Annotated in this window: 15 protein-coding genes; 8 read left to right on the top strand and 7 right to left on the bottom strand. The window is 40.2% G+C overall.

Annotated elements, in window-relative coordinates; genetic code table 11:
- Positions 1-29: 29 nt before the first annotated feature.
- Together uvrC and WJR50_RS28135 are read right to left on the bottom strand one after the other, a co-directional pair.
- A complete protein-coding gene (gene uvrC / locus WJR50_RS28140; RefSeq protein WP_341296693.1) occupies positions 30-1823 on the bottom strand; it encodes an excinuclease ABC subunit UvrC in 1794 nt (597 codons plus the stop codon).
- Between the two features lie 11 nt (positions 1824-1834).
- A complete protein-coding gene (locus WJR50_RS28135) occupies positions 1835-2419 on the bottom strand; it encodes a DUF6992 family protein (protein WP_341296656.1) in 585 nt (194 codons plus the stop codon).
- A gap of 115 nt (positions 2420-2534) precedes the next feature.
- Between WJR50_RS28135 and WJR50_RS28130 the strand changes: the two genes are divergently transcribed.
- Positions 2535-3212, top strand: coding sequence for a YggS family pyridoxal phosphate-dependent enzyme (locus WJR50_RS28130; RefSeq protein WP_341296655.1), 678 nt, complete (start codon positions 2535-2537; stop codon positions 3210-3212).
- 3 nt (positions 3213-3215) lie between these two features.
- Positions 3216-3590, top strand: coding sequence for a DUF423 domain-containing protein (locus tag WJR50_RS28125; protein ID WP_341296654.1), 375 nt, complete (start codon positions 3216-3218; stop codon positions 3588-3590).
- Position 3591: 1 nt separating this feature from the next.
- Here the strand turns inward: WJR50_RS28125 and recR are convergent, their stop codons facing one another.
- Positions 3592-4206 carry a recombination mediator RecR gene (gene recR, locus WJR50_RS28120; RefSeq protein ID WP_341296653.1) on the bottom strand — a complete coding sequence of 205 codons (615 nt, stop codon included), beginning with the start codon at positions 4204-4206 and terminating at the stop codon, positions 3592-3594.
- 47 nt (positions 4207-4253) lie between these two features.
- Positions 4254-4550, bottom strand: coding sequence for an ATP-dependent Clp protease adaptor ClpS (locus WJR50_RS28115; protein ID WP_341296652.1), 297 nt, complete (start codon positions 4548-4550; stop codon positions 4254-4256).
- Between the two features lie 73 nt (positions 4551-4623).
- Here WJR50_RS28115 and WJR50_RS28110 point away from each other — a divergent pair, with 73 nt between their 5' ends.
- Entirely contained in the window at positions 4624-6114 is a 1491-nt protein-coding gene (locus WJR50_RS28110) for a sodium:solute symporter (RefSeq protein ID WP_341296651.1), read from the top strand.
- Here WJR50_RS28110 and WJR50_RS28105 read toward each other — a convergent pair.
- Positions 6111-6500: an ArsR/SmtB family transcription factor gene (locus WJR50_RS28105; RefSeq protein ID WP_341296650.1), complete on the bottom strand. Its 390-nt coding sequence runs from the start codon at positions 6498-6500 to the stop codon at positions 6111-6113. The two genes, WJR50_RS28110 and WJR50_RS28105, sit on opposite strands and share 4 nt — an antisense overlap.
- 161 nt (positions 6501-6661) lie before the next feature.
- On the opposite strand from WJR50_RS28105, the gene WJR50_RS28100 reads away from it, so the two are divergent.
- The 4 genes from WJR50_RS28100 (at position 6662) to WJR50_RS28085 (ending at position 12816) form a co-directional block, all read left to right on the top strand.
- A complete protein-coding gene (locus WJR50_RS28100) occupies positions 6662-7309 on the top strand; it encodes a carboxypeptidase-like regulatory domain-containing protein (protein ID WP_341296649.1) in 648 nt (215 codons plus the stop codon).
- Between the two features lie 217 nt (positions 7310-7526).
- Positions 7527-9287 (top strand): complex I subunit 4 family protein, encoded by a 1761-nt coding sequence (locus tag WJR50_RS28095; RefSeq protein WP_341296648.1) that lies wholly within the window; start codon positions 7527-7529, stop codon positions 9285-9287.
- Between the two features lie 6 nt (positions 9288-9293).
- Positions 9294-10868, top strand: coding sequence for an NADH-quinone oxidoreductase subunit N (locus WJR50_RS28090; protein ID WP_341296647.1), 1575 nt, complete (start codon positions 9294-9296; stop codon positions 10866-10868).
- A 43-nt stretch (positions 10869-10911) separates the two neighbouring features.
- Positions 10912-12816 (top strand): amidophosphoribosyltransferase, encoded by a 1905-nt coding sequence (locus WJR50_RS28085; RefSeq protein WP_341296646.1) that lies wholly within the window; start codon positions 10912-10914, stop codon positions 12814-12816.
- A 161-nt stretch (positions 12817-12977) separates the two neighbouring features.
- On the opposite strand, the gene WJR50_RS28080 is transcribed toward WJR50_RS28085, so the two are convergent.
- Positions 12978-13364, bottom strand: a complete 387-nt coding sequence (locus WJR50_RS28080; protein WP_341296645.1) for a VOC family protein — start codon at positions 13362-13364, stop codon at positions 12978-12980.
- A 31-nt stretch (positions 13365-13395) separates the two neighbouring features.
- Entirely contained in the window at positions 13396-13938 is a 543-nt protein-coding gene (locus WJR50_RS28075) for a YfiT family bacillithiol transferase (RefSeq protein WP_341296644.1), read from the bottom strand.
- A 796-nt stretch (positions 13939-14734) separates the two neighbouring features.
- Between WJR50_RS28075 and WJR50_RS28070 the strand changes: the two genes are divergently transcribed.
- A partial coding sequence (locus WJR50_RS28070; RefSeq protein WP_341296643.1) for a PAS domain-containing protein occupies positions 14735-16053 on the top strand: 1319 nt, incomplete at its 3' end.

The raw sequence follows: 16053 nt of genomic DNA, 5'->3' as shown, positions 1-16053 counted from the left end.
GGAGAGGGTAATGGATACCTCTCCTTTTTTTATGTGTGGAGAGCTTCCTTTACAGCTTTTGCTTTCGCTGATCCTATAAGTTCAACTAATGTCTGGTCGTCTGCTTCACGAATGTTTTTTACAGACTTAAAATTCTTAAGCAAAGCCATAGCAGTTTTTTTTCCTACCCCCGGAATTTCTTCTAAAGCTGATTTGAGGGCTGCATTAGATCTTTTTTGACGGTGAAAAGTAACAGCAAAACGGTGAGCCTCATCCCTGATGCGTTGTAATAGTTTCAGAGATTCCGATTTCTTGTCAATGTGCAGAGGGTAAGGGTCTTCAGGAGTGTAAATTTCTTCCAATCGCTTAGCAATACCTACGATAGGAATGGAACCGTACAACTCCAAATCTTTCAAGGCTTTACAGGCAGCATTGAGTTGTCCTTTACCTCCATCAATCACGATAAGATCGGGTAGCGGTAACTCTTCAGTTTTTAAACGATGGTATCTACGGTAGACAATTTCGTTCATAGATCCGAAGTCATCAGGGCCAACTACAGTTTTGATATTGAATTTACGATAATCCTTTTTTGAAGGCTTGCCATTTTTGAAGCTAACCATAGAAGCTACAGGGTTACTTCCCTGAATATTTGAATTATCAAAGCACTCTATTTGCATGGGCAGGTTTTTCAATCGGAGGTCTTCCTTAAGCGTAACCAAAACCCTGTTTTCTTTTTGTTTGGTATTCAAAATCTGATTGTAGCGCTCTTTTTTATAAAAAAGAACATTCTTGATTGACATATCTACAAGCTTACGTTTGTCTCCGATTTTGGGAATAATAATATTCACCGAGTCAATCTGAATGGAGATATCAATATTCGTCAAAAGGTCAGTAGCAGTGCTCAGATATTTATTGCGCAGTTCTACAATCATCAAGGCAAGCACTTCTTCATCAGGTTCATCCAGTTTTTTCTTTACTTCAATAGTTTTGGTGAGTACAATTGACCCATTATTCACTTTGAGGTAATTAATGAAAGCTATTTTTCCATCTGATACAATGGTAAAGACATCGGTATCTCCGATTTGTGGATTTACCACCAGCGATTTAGCCTGATATTTAGAGAGAAGTTCTGTTTTTTCTTTGAACATCTGGGCAGTCTCAAATTCTAAGTTTGAGGCTGCTTCCTGCATTTTTTCTTTAAAATAAGCACGGGCCACTCCCAAATTACCTTTCAGAATATTAGTAGCCTGCTCTATATCACGATTGTAATCCTCTTCATTTTGTAGCCCTTCACAAGGGCCTTTGCAATTACCGATATGATATTCCAGGCAAACTTTAAACTTACCGGAACGGATATTTTCATCAGAAAGATCATAACGGCAAGTACGGATGGTATAGAGGTTTCTGAGCAGTTCAAGAATGTTATTCATGGCTTTTACACTGGCAAAGGGACCAAAATAATGACCTGCACCTGGAACCATTCTTCGGGTAGGGATGATGCGAGGAAAACGCTCTCTGGTGAGTAATATATAAGGGTAGCTTTTGTCATCTTTCAGCAAGATGTTATACTTAGGCTGATTTTTTTTGATCAGGCTATTTTCCAGAAGCAGTGCATCAAACTCAGAGTTGACGATGGTAAACTCAATGGATATAATTTCACTTACCATCTTTTTGGTTTTGCGGCTACTCCCAGCAGAGCGGTTAAAGTAGCTACTGACTCTTTTCTTTAAGTCTTTAGCTTTCCCTACATAAATGAGATCATGTTGATGGTTATAAAACTTATAAACCCCAGGTTGGTGGGGAAGCTTGTTAATGTCTTCTGCAGTATAATAAGTCACTTCCATGTTGCTGAATATCAAAATCTTAAGCGCAAACCCATGCCATTGGCTGAGCCGCTCAGTAAAGGTAATAATTCATTGGAATGAGCATCCAAAATAAAATACAAAACCGTATCAAAGACTAAGAGAAACGCCCCTTGAAGAATAAGCCCTCTGCCATAACCCGTAAATCTTTCTGAGTTTTTTTTATTGTTTTTTGCCTTTTCCAGTAAATAAATTCCTCCAGCGAGATAAGCCACATCTAGGCCAGCATTTAATAACAACGTTTTCTGGAACCCATAAAATTCATCGGTAGAAGTAGAAAGTGTGAGTGTCTCTGGAGCTATCTGTAAGCTGTTGTAATACCCAAAACCTGCCAGGCCAAGATTTACTATATTCCAGAAAGTATTCATCTGGTAAAAATAATAGCGGCTTCCGGATGCCTTAGTCATCAATAAACCATTGACAGCAATGTTACTTATTGCCCAACCCCCGAGCGTAAGCATACCTATTTTAGTAATTTGTTTTCGCTGCTCGTTGAAGTTAATAAGCTCATTTTCAGTTTGACCAAAGGCCTGAAAAATAAACCAGCAAAAGATAAGTGTGAGTATATATTTTTTCATCAATAGCTTAATTTTTACCCTTAACCTGTTTTGTCTAAATTACCGGCTCTTAAACAACACTGCTGTAATAGCATTGTTGAATATCATGAGTCTATACTAAAAATTAAATATACACATGAGTGTAGCAAAAAACTTAGAGCAACTGCAACCAAAGGTTAGCTCATTTCACTGCCTGCTGGTAGCAGTAAGCAAGACCAAGCCTGTAGAAGTGTTAAAAGAAGCTTATGAAGCAGGCGTGAGAGACTTTGGCGAAAATAAGGTGCAGGAAATGGTAGATAAGTATGAGCAGTTACCTAAAGACATCAAATGGCATATGATAGGTCACCTGCAGCGGAATAAAGTAAAATATATCGTTCCCTTTGTACACATGATTCATTCGGTGGATAGTGCACGTTTGCTAAAGGAAATAGAAAAACAGGCCAGAAAAGTAGATAAAACGGTAGATTGTCTGCTACAAATGCACATTGCTGAAGAAGAAAGTAAATTTGGTTTGTCAGAAGATGAACTGTTTGAAATTCTTCACGGAGAAATGCTGGCAAAGGCTAAACATGTCAGAGTCAGAGGCTTAATGGCCATGGCTACTTTTACAGAAAACGAAGAACAGGTGAGAAAAGAATTTAAGTTTCTAAAGCAGATCTTTGAAAAAGTAAAAGCTGATACTCAACTTCCTGAAAATGTGGACATGAAAGAACTTTCTATGGGCATGAGTGGAGATTATCAAATTGCTCTAGAAGAAGGGAGCACCATGCTTAGAATAGGTACAACCATATTTGGAGAAAGAAATTACAATTAAAATATGCAGAAGATAATATTGCTAAGCGCATCAGCTTTTGGCGCACTTTCCGTAATGATAGGTGCCTTTGGGGCACATGCGCTAAGAGCTAGCTTAGAAGCAAGTAACAGGCTGGATACTTTTGAAACGGCGGTTAAATACCAGTTTTACCATACGTTGGCCTTGCTGGCAATCGGGTTGTTAATGTACAAGCTCAGCGATAAATTGCTGGGTTATGCAGGCCTTTCTATGGTAGGAGGAGTATTAATCTTTTCCGGTTCGCTATATATTCTATGCCTTACTGGCGTACGCTGGCTGGGCGCTATCACTCCAATCGGCGGTTTGCTTATGATCATTGGATGGGTTCTATTATTTTGGGCAGTTGCCAGAACGCTCTAATCTAGCTCTGTTCGTAAGCTTTACGTCCCAGAATACTTCTTCCCAATGTGATCTCGTCGGTATACTCAAGTTCACTACCGATAGGTACGCCACGGGCGAGGCTGGTGATTTTTATCGGATGGTCTTTCAGCTTTTTAGTAATAAAGAAAGCAGTAGTATCTCCCTCCATCGTAGAACTAAGTGCCAGAATGATTTCTTTTACTTCAGAATCAGGAGCAGTAACTCTGTCAATGACAGACTGTAAATGTAAATCGCCTGGACCAATGCCTTCAATAGGAGAGATGACGCCTCCCAGCACATGATAAAGCCCTCTGTATTGAGAAGTGTTTTCTATTGCGATAAGATCAGTAACTGTTTCTACAACACAGATAATACTTCTGTCTCGTCTTTCATTAGCACAAATCCCACATAACTCACTATCAGAGATATTGTGACAATTTTTACAGTACTGCGTTTTAGTCCGTAAGTTCACCAAAGCATCTGATAGTGACTTGGTAAAATCTTCTTCTTCCCGAAGCATGTGTAATGCTAATCTCAGGGCAGTTTTCTTTCCAATTCCAGGAAGCTTAGCTATTTCGTTAACAGCATCTTCTATCAGTTTAGAAGGGTACTCCATAAAAGTTTAGGTGATAAGAGAGTGGATGATAGAGCTTATGGTAAAAATTAACGAATTACTGCTCCTATACCAGCATCACAAATTGCATCACGTTTAGGCTTTAATTCTTCATAGCTTCCCTTTTTTACCGAACATTTGCCTTTATAGTGGATAATAAGTGTACACTGTTCTGCTTGTTCAGGGCTATGTTTACAGACTTTGATCAAAGTGTTAATCACATGCTCAAAAGTATTGTAGTCGTCATTCAATACGATGAGGTCTTTGTTCTCAACAACTTCTTCTTTTTCCGCCTGTAAAACTTCTTCTAATACTTCTACTTCTTCTTCAATTGCTGCGTATTTCATAGGTTCGAACATATCCATTTAGCAAATTTAAAAAAAAAGACCCAATTTCGTGCCCATTACTTAACTATAACACATGTCACCAGTATTAGTTCTAAGCGTAATTGCCGGATATTTTGTTATCCTTTTACTGATTTCTTATTTCACATCCCGTGGCGCTACTACCCAGACATTTTTCAATGCAAACCGCTCTTCTCCCTGGTATCTGGTTGCTTTTGGAATGATCGGTGCTTCTTTATCAGGGGTAACATTTATCTCGGTACCTGGTGAAGTAGGCAACTCCCAATTTTCTTATTTTCAGGTAGTATTAGGCTACGTACCAGGCTATGCATTCATTGCGTTGGTACTGATGCCTCTGTATTACCGGCTTAATTTAGTATCCATTTACGGCTATTTGGAGCGACGGTTTGGTTTTTGGTCGTACAAAACGGGAGCTTTTTTCTTCCTTATTTCTCGACTTATAGGGTCTTCAGCACGTTTATTTCTGGTTGCCGGTGTATTACAAATTGCAATCTTTGCAAGCTTTGGCGTACCTTTTTGGGTAACAGTACTCGTCACCATTGTGCTCATCTGGCTATATACTTTTCAGGGAGGGATCAAAACCATTGTATGGACAGATACCCTGCAAACCCTTTTTATGCTGTTGTCGGTGGCTATCAGTATTTTCCTGATCGGGCAGGAACTGGACATGTCACTGGGCGAAATGATTGCCAATGTAGAAAGCCGTAAAATTTCCAAGATTTTTTTCTGGGACTGGGCAAGTGCCAATAACTTTTTTAAGCAGTTTATTTCCGGTGCTTTCATTGCCATTGTGATGACCGGTCTGGACCAGGATATGATGCAAAAAAATCTGACCTGCAAAAACCTTGGCGAAGCCCAGAAGAATATGAAATGGTTTACTGTAACAATAGTTTTCGTAACGCTCATGTTTTTGACGCTTGGAGCATTACTTTTTCTGTATGCCGATGCTAAAGGCATAGCCATACCTGAAAGTACCGATGACCTCTATCCTATGCTGGCAGTAAATCATTTTGATGCTTATGCCGGTATTATATTTATACTGGGTATTATCGCTGCTGCTTATTCCAGTGCAGATTCTGCACTTACTGCACTTACCACTTCGTTTTGTGTAGATTTTCTGGGATTAGGGAATGAACGTGCTGAAACCAGAGCAGAAAAAGGAAAGGATATTGATAAGGCCGTAAGGATGAGAGTTCACGTGATGTTCTCAGGGCTTTTATTTTTAGTAATTCTTGTCTTCAATGCCGTCAACAGTGAAAGCGTAATTGTCGCAGTGTTTAAAATTGCTGGTTATACATATGGACCACTTTTAGGCTTATACTCTTATGGGCTTTATACTTCAGGGAAAGTCAAAGATCGGCTGGTACCATGGGTATGTTTATTAGCCCCTGTAATCAGTTTTGTGCTGGATACCAACTCTGCTACTTGGTTTAACGGGTTTCAGTTTGGTTTTTTCATACTGATTGTAAACGGAGCGCTTACCTTTATCGGTTTATTGCTGATTAGTGAGGGTAAAGTAGAAAAAGAGCGTTTACAAAAAGCTTAGCTGGAATATAGCTTCTTTTGATTGTGTAGCTTCCATACTGCAAGTTCTCGGTTAGAATAAAGAATGTGAAAAGTTTCCAGGTCATTAAGTAAAACTGCATCTTTATTCATATACTGAAATATCTGGGCTATGATATCTTTTGCCTGGTGCTTGATACGATAGTATACAAACTGGTCTACCTTTCGGGAACTAACCAGGCCTGCGTTTTTGAGGAAGCGTAGGTGCCGAGATGTTTTAGTTTGCGTAAAATCAAGGATGTGCTCCAGGTCAGTGATGCACATTTCTTCCTGTTTATAAAGGAGAAAAAGAATTCTTACTCTCGCTTCGTCAGAGAAAGCTTTAAATACACCAAGTCCGAAGTTTAAGCTGAAATTTTTTACACGCATATTAAGTTATTCTATGTAGCTATGCTTATGGCTCTACGTTTTATAGTATAATTAACTTAACATAAAACTTATAAATTCTCGTAAGTGTACTATTAATATTAATTTTCTGTGACTATTTTAGTAGAACGTTCGTTAAAGTTACAAAAGAAACAAAAGCTGATTTGAAGTATATAGGTAAAATATTAGGGGTGACGGTGTTTATGAGTATCCTATTGACCTTGACTGTTAGCACAGTACAGGCACAGGGCGAAAGTAGTGTCATTCAGCTTTCAGGTTTGATTCTAGGAGAAGACAGTACTGCGGCACTGGCTGGCGCTAACATTTACGTGCCTGCTGCCGGTCGTGGTACATCTACAAATCAGTATGGATACTTTTCTATGCCAGTGTTGGCAGGGGATAGCGTAATTATTAGCTCTATTGGTTATAAAAAACAATACTACTTAGTACCTAAAGATCAGAGAGAAAGCTTAACCATCGTAGTGGAGCTACAGACTGATACTACTTATCTACCGGGCGTAGTCGTTTTTCCTTTCCCTACCGAAGAAATTTTTAAAGAAGCAGTACTGGCTTTAGAGCTTCCGGATCAGGATCAGTATGATAATATGAATGAAAATCTGAATGCTGACCTGCTGGCCCGTATGTTTGAGGCTATGCCTATGGATGGAAGTATGAACCATCGCTATTTTATGAATCAGCAATTTGATCGTTTACAGTATGGTTCCGGGCCACGGCCAAATCCACTGCTTAACCCATTTGCCTGGGCAGAATTTATCAAATCCTTGAAACGGGGAGACTTCAAGAAAAAATAAAATAGACAACCATCCACTCGTTTTTGCCAATATTTTTCATATCTATTTGGGGGATAAAGGCCTCATGATTAAGGCTCTTTAGATATTGATGTTGAAGAGTGGGAGTCATAAATCAAGAATATGGATAAAAATATGTCTGTACAATTTATCTTTCCATCAGAATAGCTAATTTTGGGGCTTCATTAACAAGCGGTACAAACTGAGTTAGCTTGATTGCATGGATTCATATCTACTTTCCCTTTTAATTTTCATACCGCTGGCAGTTGCATTGATCCTGTTGCTGCTCCCTGGACGATATGTACAGGTCTTTAAGTGGATGACTTTACTGGCTACCCTGCTACAATTAGGAGTAGCCATTTTTGTGTATATCAACTTTGAGCAAAAACCCGAGAAGTTGGCTGAAGGTGGTGAAGCGCTGTCTTTGCAGTTGATCAATGCTCAGCTATCGGAAAGAGTAGAATGGATACAGCTAGAGATGGGGAACCTGGGTACACTTTCCATAGATTACAATCTTGGAATAGACGGGCTGAGCATCAGTATGGTACTATTGTCAGTACTGGTATTGACGATAGGCGCTATTTCTTCATGGAAAATCCATAGTAATGTTAAAGGGTATTTCCTGCTTTACCTTTTGCTCAGTTCCTCAGTAGTAGGTTGCTTCATCGCATTGGACTTTTTCCTATTCTACCTATTCTTTGAGTTTATGCTTCTCCCCATGTACTTCCTGATAGGGATGTGGGGAGGACCTAGAAGAGAATATGCAGCGATCAAGTTCTTTTTATATACATTATTAGGCTCCATATTTATACTCATAGCCATAATTGGGTTATACGTAAGCGTAATAGACCCTATTGAAACAGCAGTTTCTCTGGGGCTCGCCTCTAATATTGAATCCGTTACGCCGCAGATTATTGAGCAGGTACAAAACATGCTGGCAGAAGGACAAATTGCCTCGCAAAATTTGGTGCGGACCTTCAGTATGGCGGCAATGACTGACTCTGCCAATTTCATTCCTGGCACCATACTTAGTCTGCTAAGCCAATCTACTCTCTTAGGGACTTCTGTTAGGCTCTGGGCTTTTCTTGCTCTCCTAATAGGTTTTGCCATAAAGCTACCTGCAGTGCCATTGCATACCTGGCTACCCGATGCACATGTGGAAGCACCCACGCCTATATCAGTGGTTTTGGCAGGAATACTACTAAAAATAGGTGCCTATGGTATACTCCGTACAGCTTACAGTATTTTTCCTGAAGGAGCCGTTTATTATGCCTGGTGGATAGGGTTATTTGGCCTGATCGCTATTATCTATGGTGGAATGAATGCCCTGGCACAAAAAGATGTGAAGAAGCTGATCGCCTACTCTTCGGTATCGCATATGGGTTTTGTCCTCCTGGGTTTGGCTTCTATTACTGTGGAAGGTATCAGCGGTAGCATTTATCAGATGTTTAGTCACGGTCTTATCTCTTCCATGCTTTTTCTTATCGCCGGAGTCCTCTATGACCGGACCCATGACCGGATGATTGCACACTACGGAGGCTTGACATCGCGTATGCCTTATTTTACTGGTCTGGTAGTAATCGCTTTTTTTGCTTCTTTGGGGCTGCCTGGCTTCTCAGGCTTTGTGGCAGAAGTACTTATATTTTTGGGTGCATTCAACTCAGCTACTCTCAATGAGTTGCTTCCTCGCTGGATGCCTATCTTAGCCACCTTTGGACTAATACTGGGAGCCGCCTACTATCTCTGGACGCTTCAGCGGATGTTTTTCGGAGTTTACTATGTTCGGGATAGCAGTTGGACCCCCAAACTCAAAGATTTGAATGCCAGAGAATATATTATGCTAGTTCCTTTAGCATTAGCCATTATAGCTTTTGGTCTCTTTCCCCAAATCTTGATAGATATGATAGACACTACCGTAAGTAACTTTGTGTACTACGTAAACACTACAGGTCAGGAAAATTTACAGCTCATATTCAGATAAATTTACGTGCAGCAAACGACAGATACCGGACTACTAGCGCAGAAGCTTAGCGAAATAACAGGGAGCCTGGGCTATCTGATGCCTGAGGCGGTGCTTACCGCTTTCCTGCTATTGCTGTTGTTGGTAGATCTTATTGCAGGTCGTAAAGGTACTTATTGGCTGATCAGCTTATCTTTGATAGGTTTTGGTGCGCATCTGTTTATGCTTTTCCAACAGTGGGAGATGCTCGCAGTGCTGCAAGAACCTCCATTATTGCTAGACATGATTCGTCTGGATGGCATAGGAGTCTTTTTCAAAGCTTTATTCTCTCTGGCAGGAATTTTCACAGTATTGCTAAGTTTGCATTACCGCAGTGGTGCGGATGGCGTAGAGAGTGAAGCTCTGAAAAAATTAGGTGAGTTTTATGTAATATTGTATGGCTTGCTGCTGGGTGCTTCTCTGATGGTGATGTCAGCCAATCTGCTGATGCTCTATCTCGCTATTGAAATTGTATCCATCGCCTCCTACATCCTTACAAACTTTAACTTTGATAAAAAGAGTGCAGAGGCAGGCATGAAGTACCTTCTTTTTGGAGGAGTAGCTTCAGGATTATTACTGTATGGTATCTCCTTATTATATGGCTTCAGCGGCTCCCTGTTATGGAATGACCCTGACTTCATAAGTAGCCTGGGACAAATACCCCCTTTTGCCTTAATTCCTGCTTTGCTTTTAGTGGCTGCCGGATTATTATTTAAAGTTTCCGCGGTACCTTTCCACATCTGGGCACCCGATGTATACGAAGGGGCGCCTACTCCTATCGTAGCTCTTTTTTCCATTGTGCCAAAATTGGCGGGAGTTGCAGTACTTATCCACTTTAGCAGCTTCTTTGAAGCTTTACAATCACAAGTGGTGATGATAGATTGGCAATGGGTGGCTGGAATAATTGCAATCGTCACTATAGTGGTGGGTAATTTTGCCGCCTTATCTCAGCCTAATGCCAAACGTATGATGGCTTATTCCTCCATCGCACATTCAGGTTTTTTGCTGGTAGGTATAGTGGCGTACTCAGAATTTGGTACTAATAGTATCATGTTTTATGGAGCGATGTATCTGCTCATGAATTTTGCAGCTTTTCTTTTGATCAAAATGATCAGCCGCAAGACAGGCTATGAGTATATTAAAGACTATAAAGGTTTAGGAACAGAGTTTCCTGTAATCGGTGTACTGTTGCTCATTGTCATGATTTCGTTGACCGGCCTTCCTCCCACTGCCGGATTTACAGCAAAGCTTTTTATTTTTTCCTCTTTGTGGCAAACTTATCAGGCATCAGATAGCACTATTATGGTGTTGCTGTTGTTGATAGGGTTGCTAAATACTGTGGTTTCATTATTCTATTATTTGAAAATTCCTTATTACATGTTTTTTCAACAAAAAGAGAAGCATGGTGAGGAAATACAACAGACACAAAAAGGGTATTCAGGCTCATTGAGGATGATAAATACCGGGGATACGGTGTTAGCTTTTGTACTGGTGATACCCTTGTTGGTACTGTTCTTCAAAGCCAACTGGTTGATGGAACTGATAAATTTTATTCACTTTTGACCGTAGGTTTCGTATTTTAACATAAAGCGCTAAAAAGTCTGTTATGACCGATATCATTAAACATGAATGTGGCATCGCGATGATCCGTCTGCGGAAGCCTCTGCAGTATTATATTGACAAATATGGTACTCCCCTCTACGGCGTCAACAAGCTCTATTTGTTGATGGAGAAGCAGCACAACCGTGGGCAGGATGGTGTAGGCGTTGCCAATATTAAAATTGATGTGCCTCCGGGTTCCCGCTATATCAGTCGGTATCGTTCTATAGCAGAGCGGCCTATCGCGGAAGTTTTCAAGAAGATCAATAAGAAGTTCAGGAAAGCGAAGAAGCAGTACGGAAGTGAAAAGCTCAAAGATGCTGCCTGGCTTCAAAAGAACGTAGCATTTACCGGCGAGCTTTGGTTGGGCCACCTTCGCTACGGCACGCACGGCAAAAATTCTATAGAATACTGCCACCCCATGCTTCGGCAAAACAACTGGCGCAGCCGTAACCTGGTGGTAGCTGGTAACTTCAACATGACCAATGTGGATGAGCTTTTTGATATCCTGGTGAAGTTGGGGCAGCATCCTAAAGAAAAGGCAGATACTGTGACGGTAATGGAGAAGATTGGCCACTTTCTGGACCAGGAGAACCAGGAGCTTTTTGACCAGTACAAATTCAGCCATACCAATCAGCAGGTTACTGAGATCATTGAAGATACTCTAAATCTGCAAAGGGTTCTACAGCGCTCTTGTAAAGACTTTGACGGAGGCTACGCTATGGCTGGTCTCATCGGTAGTGGTTCATCCTTTGTAGCGCGTGATCCGGCGGGTATTCGTCCTGCTTACTACTATGCCGATGATGAAGTGGTAGTAGTAGCTTCAGAGAAACCTGCCATCAAAACTGCATTCAATGTACCTTACGATAGTATCAAAGAAATTGAGCCTGCGCATGCCCTGATCATTGATAAAAAAGGTAACTACAGCGAGCAGCAGTTTATTGAAAAACTGGAAAAACGCTCCTGTAGCTTTGAGCGCATCTATTTCTCCCGTGGTTCTGACCCCGATATTTATCATGAGCGTAAAAAATTAGGTCAACACCTCATTCCGCAGATTCTCAAAGGTATTGATTATGACTTGCAGAATACGGTTTTCTCTTATATTCCTAATAGCGCTGAAACTTCATTTCTGGGTATTCTGCAGGGACTGGAAGACCATTTGAGTAATGAGCGTATCATGGCGATACGGGAAGCTCAGAAAAAAGGAGATAATATTGATGAGTCTTACATCACCCGTTTGCTGTCTTTCCGGCCAAGAGTAGAAAAACTGGTTGTAAAAGATGCTAAGCTGCGGACTTTCATTACCGATGATGACCATAGGGATGATCTGGTAGCCCACGTTTATGATACTACTTATGAGGTGATCAAGAAAGGCGTAGACAACATCGTAGTGGTAGATGATTCTATCGTTCGCGGTACTACGCTGGAGAAAAGTATACTGCGCATGCTGGACAGACTGGAGCCTAAGAAAATTATTATCGCCTCCTCTGCACCGCAGATTCGTTTCCCCGACTGCTACGGCATTGATATGTCCAAGATGAATGATTTTGTAGCCTTCAGAGCAGTGCTGGCCTTGCTTAAGGAAGCACATATGGAAAATCTGATTGATGATGTGTACGAACAGTGTGTAGCGGAAGGTACTAAAAAAGGAGCGCCTAACTTTGTAAAAGAACTATACTCGCCCTTTAGCTACGAGCAGGTGTCTGAGATGATTGGCAAAATTGTGCGTCCTGATGATCTTAAAGCTGATCTGGAGATTGTATATCAAACGGTAGAAAACCTGCATAAGGCTTGCCCTGATCATAAAGGCGACTGGTATTTTACCGGTAATTACCCGACTCACGGTGGTAATAAAGTGGTGAATAAAGCTTTTGTCAACTTTATGGAAGGCAAAGCGGTGCGTGCTTATTAGAGTGAATAAGTAAGTTTCAAATATCGTAAAGCCATCTTCTCAATTATAGAGGATGGCTTTTCTTTTTTCTCTATAAAGTATATTTGGCGTAAAGTGTTTAACTTCTATATTCAGGATTTGAACTACTACACAACCTCAATGCAAAAACTAAAAATGAAAAATTAAACGGTAAGCTCTATCGGATTGCCATCCGGGTCCAGAATCTGACTTTCGTAATATCCATCCCCGGTAGTACGTGGGCCATCCATTTTCTTGTATCCATCTTTTACCAGCCTTACAGTAAGTTCATCTACTTTTTCTTTACTTCCCAACGAAAAAGCCAGATGAGTAAAGCCAGCATGGAAAGTCAGGTCTTCTGTGTGGTGTACTTCTGGTCTCTTCATAATTTCCAGTCGGGCACCTGAGCCAAACTCCAGAAAGTAAGTTTCTAAGCCTTTTTTGGGATTAAAATATTTGTCATTGCTCTTTGCCCCGAAATACTTTATGTAGAAATCTCTGGAACGCTCTAAGTCTTTTGTCCAGAGGGCTATGTGCTCAATTTTGATCATGGATATTTTTATTGTGAGTTTCGCACTAATTCTAAAAGTTGCCCTTATACTTTTTAGCTTGTCGTACATGAGCAAGATGATGATTAGAGTGCCAGGCATACATTCCCAGGGCTTCATTTAAAGTAAAAACTTTGCCATGTTCGGGGTGTACAAATGAACGTTCAAAGTCTTCATCACTCATACTTTTTAATATAAATACCCACTTTTTGTGCAATCCATCCAACAATTGCAAAGACCAGACGATGGGGCTTTCGGTAGTATCTGCAAGTTGGGCCCATAATGCCTCTTCATAAGGACGAATAGCAGGCTGACTTTCGGTCAAAGTCAATTTGAAACGCATCAGGCAATTCATATGGCTGTCCGCACAATGATGTACGACTTGCTGTATCGTCCATCCCTCGGGTCTGTATGGCCAAAGTAACTCATTATCAGTAAGCTCTGCTGTTTCGGAAGCAAGAGCATCGGGAAATTGAGCTATTGCTTTTATCCACTCCTCTCTATGCATACTAGTTATGGCACTGGGCTTCACAAATGTTCCTATTGGGTAACGTAGAGATTCCTGATTATTTGTCATTAAGATTAATATTAGCGGTTTTAATGACTAAAAATAACATATTCTTGTCACTTTTATACTTGGAGCCTGAGATAATTAGTAATAGGTAGGTAAGCAGAGTTAATACTTAATTGATGTATACTTAAGCTAAATGAGAGAGGAAGGACCTTAAAAAAATATAACTTAATAAATCATCAATATGGTTTTATTTATATTTTTTTGAATCTTGAAATTATGGAATTTTAAGCAAATGATTAAGAAACTAAAAGAAGTATGTAATGAAGATTTTGAAAATACAATTAATTATAAGAAGTTAAATGAAATTTATACTTAAGTATTGATATCTATAAGTAGAGGATTGTTAATATTTGAATATCGCTCGTTCCTGTCCTTTTTTAAGACTACCACCTCTCTTCTTAAACAAAAAGCAAAACCCGTAAATCTTTATAGCTAGCACTAGCTAGAAAAAGAGACATAAAATCTAAAAATTTAACACTTCATCCAAAGTCTTCAATTAACATTGAGCGCAATTCCCATGTTTAAATGTTCTATTAAAATATTAAACGTATGAGCCGAATGAAAACTGTATCCTGTCTCAAATCTCTGCTTATTTAAGAAAGACTTGGTGGGAAATAAACGCATCATTACATCTGTGGCATAAGCAGTTATTATCATACCGTTGTGAGAGGAAATTAGCAATAAGTTTGCTCAACATAGAAGAGCTTAAACGGGTAGAACTACTTTTTTCCTATAGGAAACTTAGGCTTTTATTCATCAGTGTTTAAGGCTTTTGTGAACTTCTCAAAACCACATAGTAATGAAAACTGCATCACGTAAAAAAGAAGCTGCTAAGACAACAATTAAAGCTAAGGGTAAAAATATTGAGCCCTCTTCAGAACTTAAAGCATTGAAAGCTCAGAAAGAAGAGCTTGAGAGGCGTCTACAGGAAATGGGTGAGTTACAGGACCAAATTATGGCCTCTAAGTTTGAGATAGAGCAGTCCAGAAATAATAATAATGAAATACTGGAGCAGGCAGTAGACTCAGTAATAACCATCAACTCATCCAAAGAAATTATCTTCTACAATGCAGCGGCTGAGCGCATGTTTGGCTATACACGTGAAGAAGTGATGGGGCAGAATGTGAAGATGATCGTGCCCATGGAGCATAAAGGTGTGCACGACCAATATGTGGATTCCAATGTTAAAACTGGGGAAAACAAAGTAGTAGGCAAAGGTCGTGATCTGGAAATGGTGCGTAAGGATGGAAGTAAGTTTTGGGGCAATCTGTCTTTAAGCAAGGTGAAAGTAGGAGAAAGTTACCAATACACTGCTTTTATTAAGGATATTACTGAACAAAAGAACTACATTGACGCACAGGAGCACCTGAAGGTTGAACTGGAAACGCGCATGGACCAGATCAACGTAGCCTGCCTGGTATCTGAGTCTGATCTGAAAGGCAATATCACCTTCGTTAATGATAAACTTTTAGAGGTAACCCAATACAGTCTCGAAGAATGTATGGGGCAGCCTCATAGCTTGTTTCGTCACCCTGACTCTCCAAAAGAAATCTTTAAAGAAATGTGGTCTACTATCGGTAGAGGTAACATTTTTAGAGGAGTTATCAAAAACAGGAAGAAAGACGGTAATCCTTATTGGGTAGATGCTATCATTGCGCCTGTAATGGGGCCTAATGGAAAGCCTATTAAATACATTGGTGTCAGGTATGATATTACTGAGCAAGTGCTTAAGGAAGAGGAACTTCAAATTTCAAAAGCAGAGTCAGAACAAATTCAAAAGGCAGTAGACACCAGCTTTGCCGCTATTGAATTTACCCCGGATGGTACTATCCTTAAGGCCAATGATAACTTTCTTCAAACCGTAGGATATACCGACCAGAATGAAATTGTAGGCAAACACCATCGGATTTTCTGTGATCAGGAATATGTAAGGTCAGCAGAATACGAGAATTTTTGGATAGATCTCGCAAAAGGTAATACTAATGCTGGAGAATTTGAACGTGTTACGAAAAGCGGAAAACGAATATGGCTAAGTGCGTCCTACACCCCGGTACGGGATTCTGTTGGCAATATTGTGAAAGTGATCAAGATCGCAACGGATATCACAGCGATTAAGGG

The organism is Catalinimonas locisalis, assembly GCF_038039535.1.
In the GTDB taxonomy this organism is placed as follows: Bacteria; Bacteroidota; Bacteroidia; order Cytophagales; family Cyclobacteriaceae; genus Catalinimonas.
The sequence above is the reverse complement of the archived record's forward strand: the minus strand, read 5'-3'. Positions and strand labels throughout refer to the sequence as shown.

Coding starts and splice junctions, on each gene's coding strand:
- WJR50_RS28085 (WP_341296646.1), top strand. CDS start 10,912: ATGACCGATATCATTAAACATGAATGTGGCATCGCGATGATCCGTCTG.
- WJR50_RS28095 (WP_341296648.1), top strand. CDS start 7,527: ATGGATTCATATCTACTTTCCCTTTTAATTTTCATACCGCTGGCAGTT.
- WJR50_RS28135 (WP_341296656.1), bottom strand. CDS start 2,419: ATGAAAAAATATATACTCACACTTATCTTTTGCTGGTTTATTTTTCAG.
- recR (WP_341296653.1), bottom strand. CDS start 4,206: ATGGAGTACCCTTCTAAACTGATAGAAGATGCTGTTAACGAAATAGCT.
- WJR50_RS28110 (WP_341296651.1), top strand. CDS start 4,624: ATGTCACCAGTATTAGTTCTAAGCGTAATTGCCGGATATTTTGTTATC.
- WJR50_RS28125 (WP_341296654.1), top strand. CDS start 3,216: ATGCAGAAGATAATATTGCTAAGCGCATCAGCTTTTGGCGCACTTTCC.
- WJR50_RS28105 (WP_341296650.1), bottom strand. CDS start 6,500: ATGCGTGTAAAAAATTTCAGCTTAAACTTCGGACTTGGTGTATTTAAA.
- WJR50_RS28115 (WP_341296652.1), bottom strand. CDS start 4,550: ATGAAATACGCAGCAATTGAAGAAGAAGTAGAAGTATTAGAAGAAGTT.
- WJR50_RS28130 (WP_341296655.1), top strand. CDS start 2,535: ATGAGTGTAGCAAAAAACTTAGAGCAACTGCAACCAAAGGTTAGCTCA.
- uvrC (WP_341296693.1), bottom strand. CDS start 1,823: ATGGAAGTGACTTATTATACTGCAGAAGACATTAACAAGCTTCCCCAC.
- WJR50_RS28075 (WP_341296644.1), bottom strand. CDS start 13,938: ATGACAAATAATCAGGAATCTCTACGTTACCCAATAGGAACATTTGTG.
- WJR50_RS28080 (WP_341296645.1), bottom strand. CDS start 13,364: ATGATCAAAATTGAGCACATAGCCCTCTGGACAAAAGACTTAGAGCGT.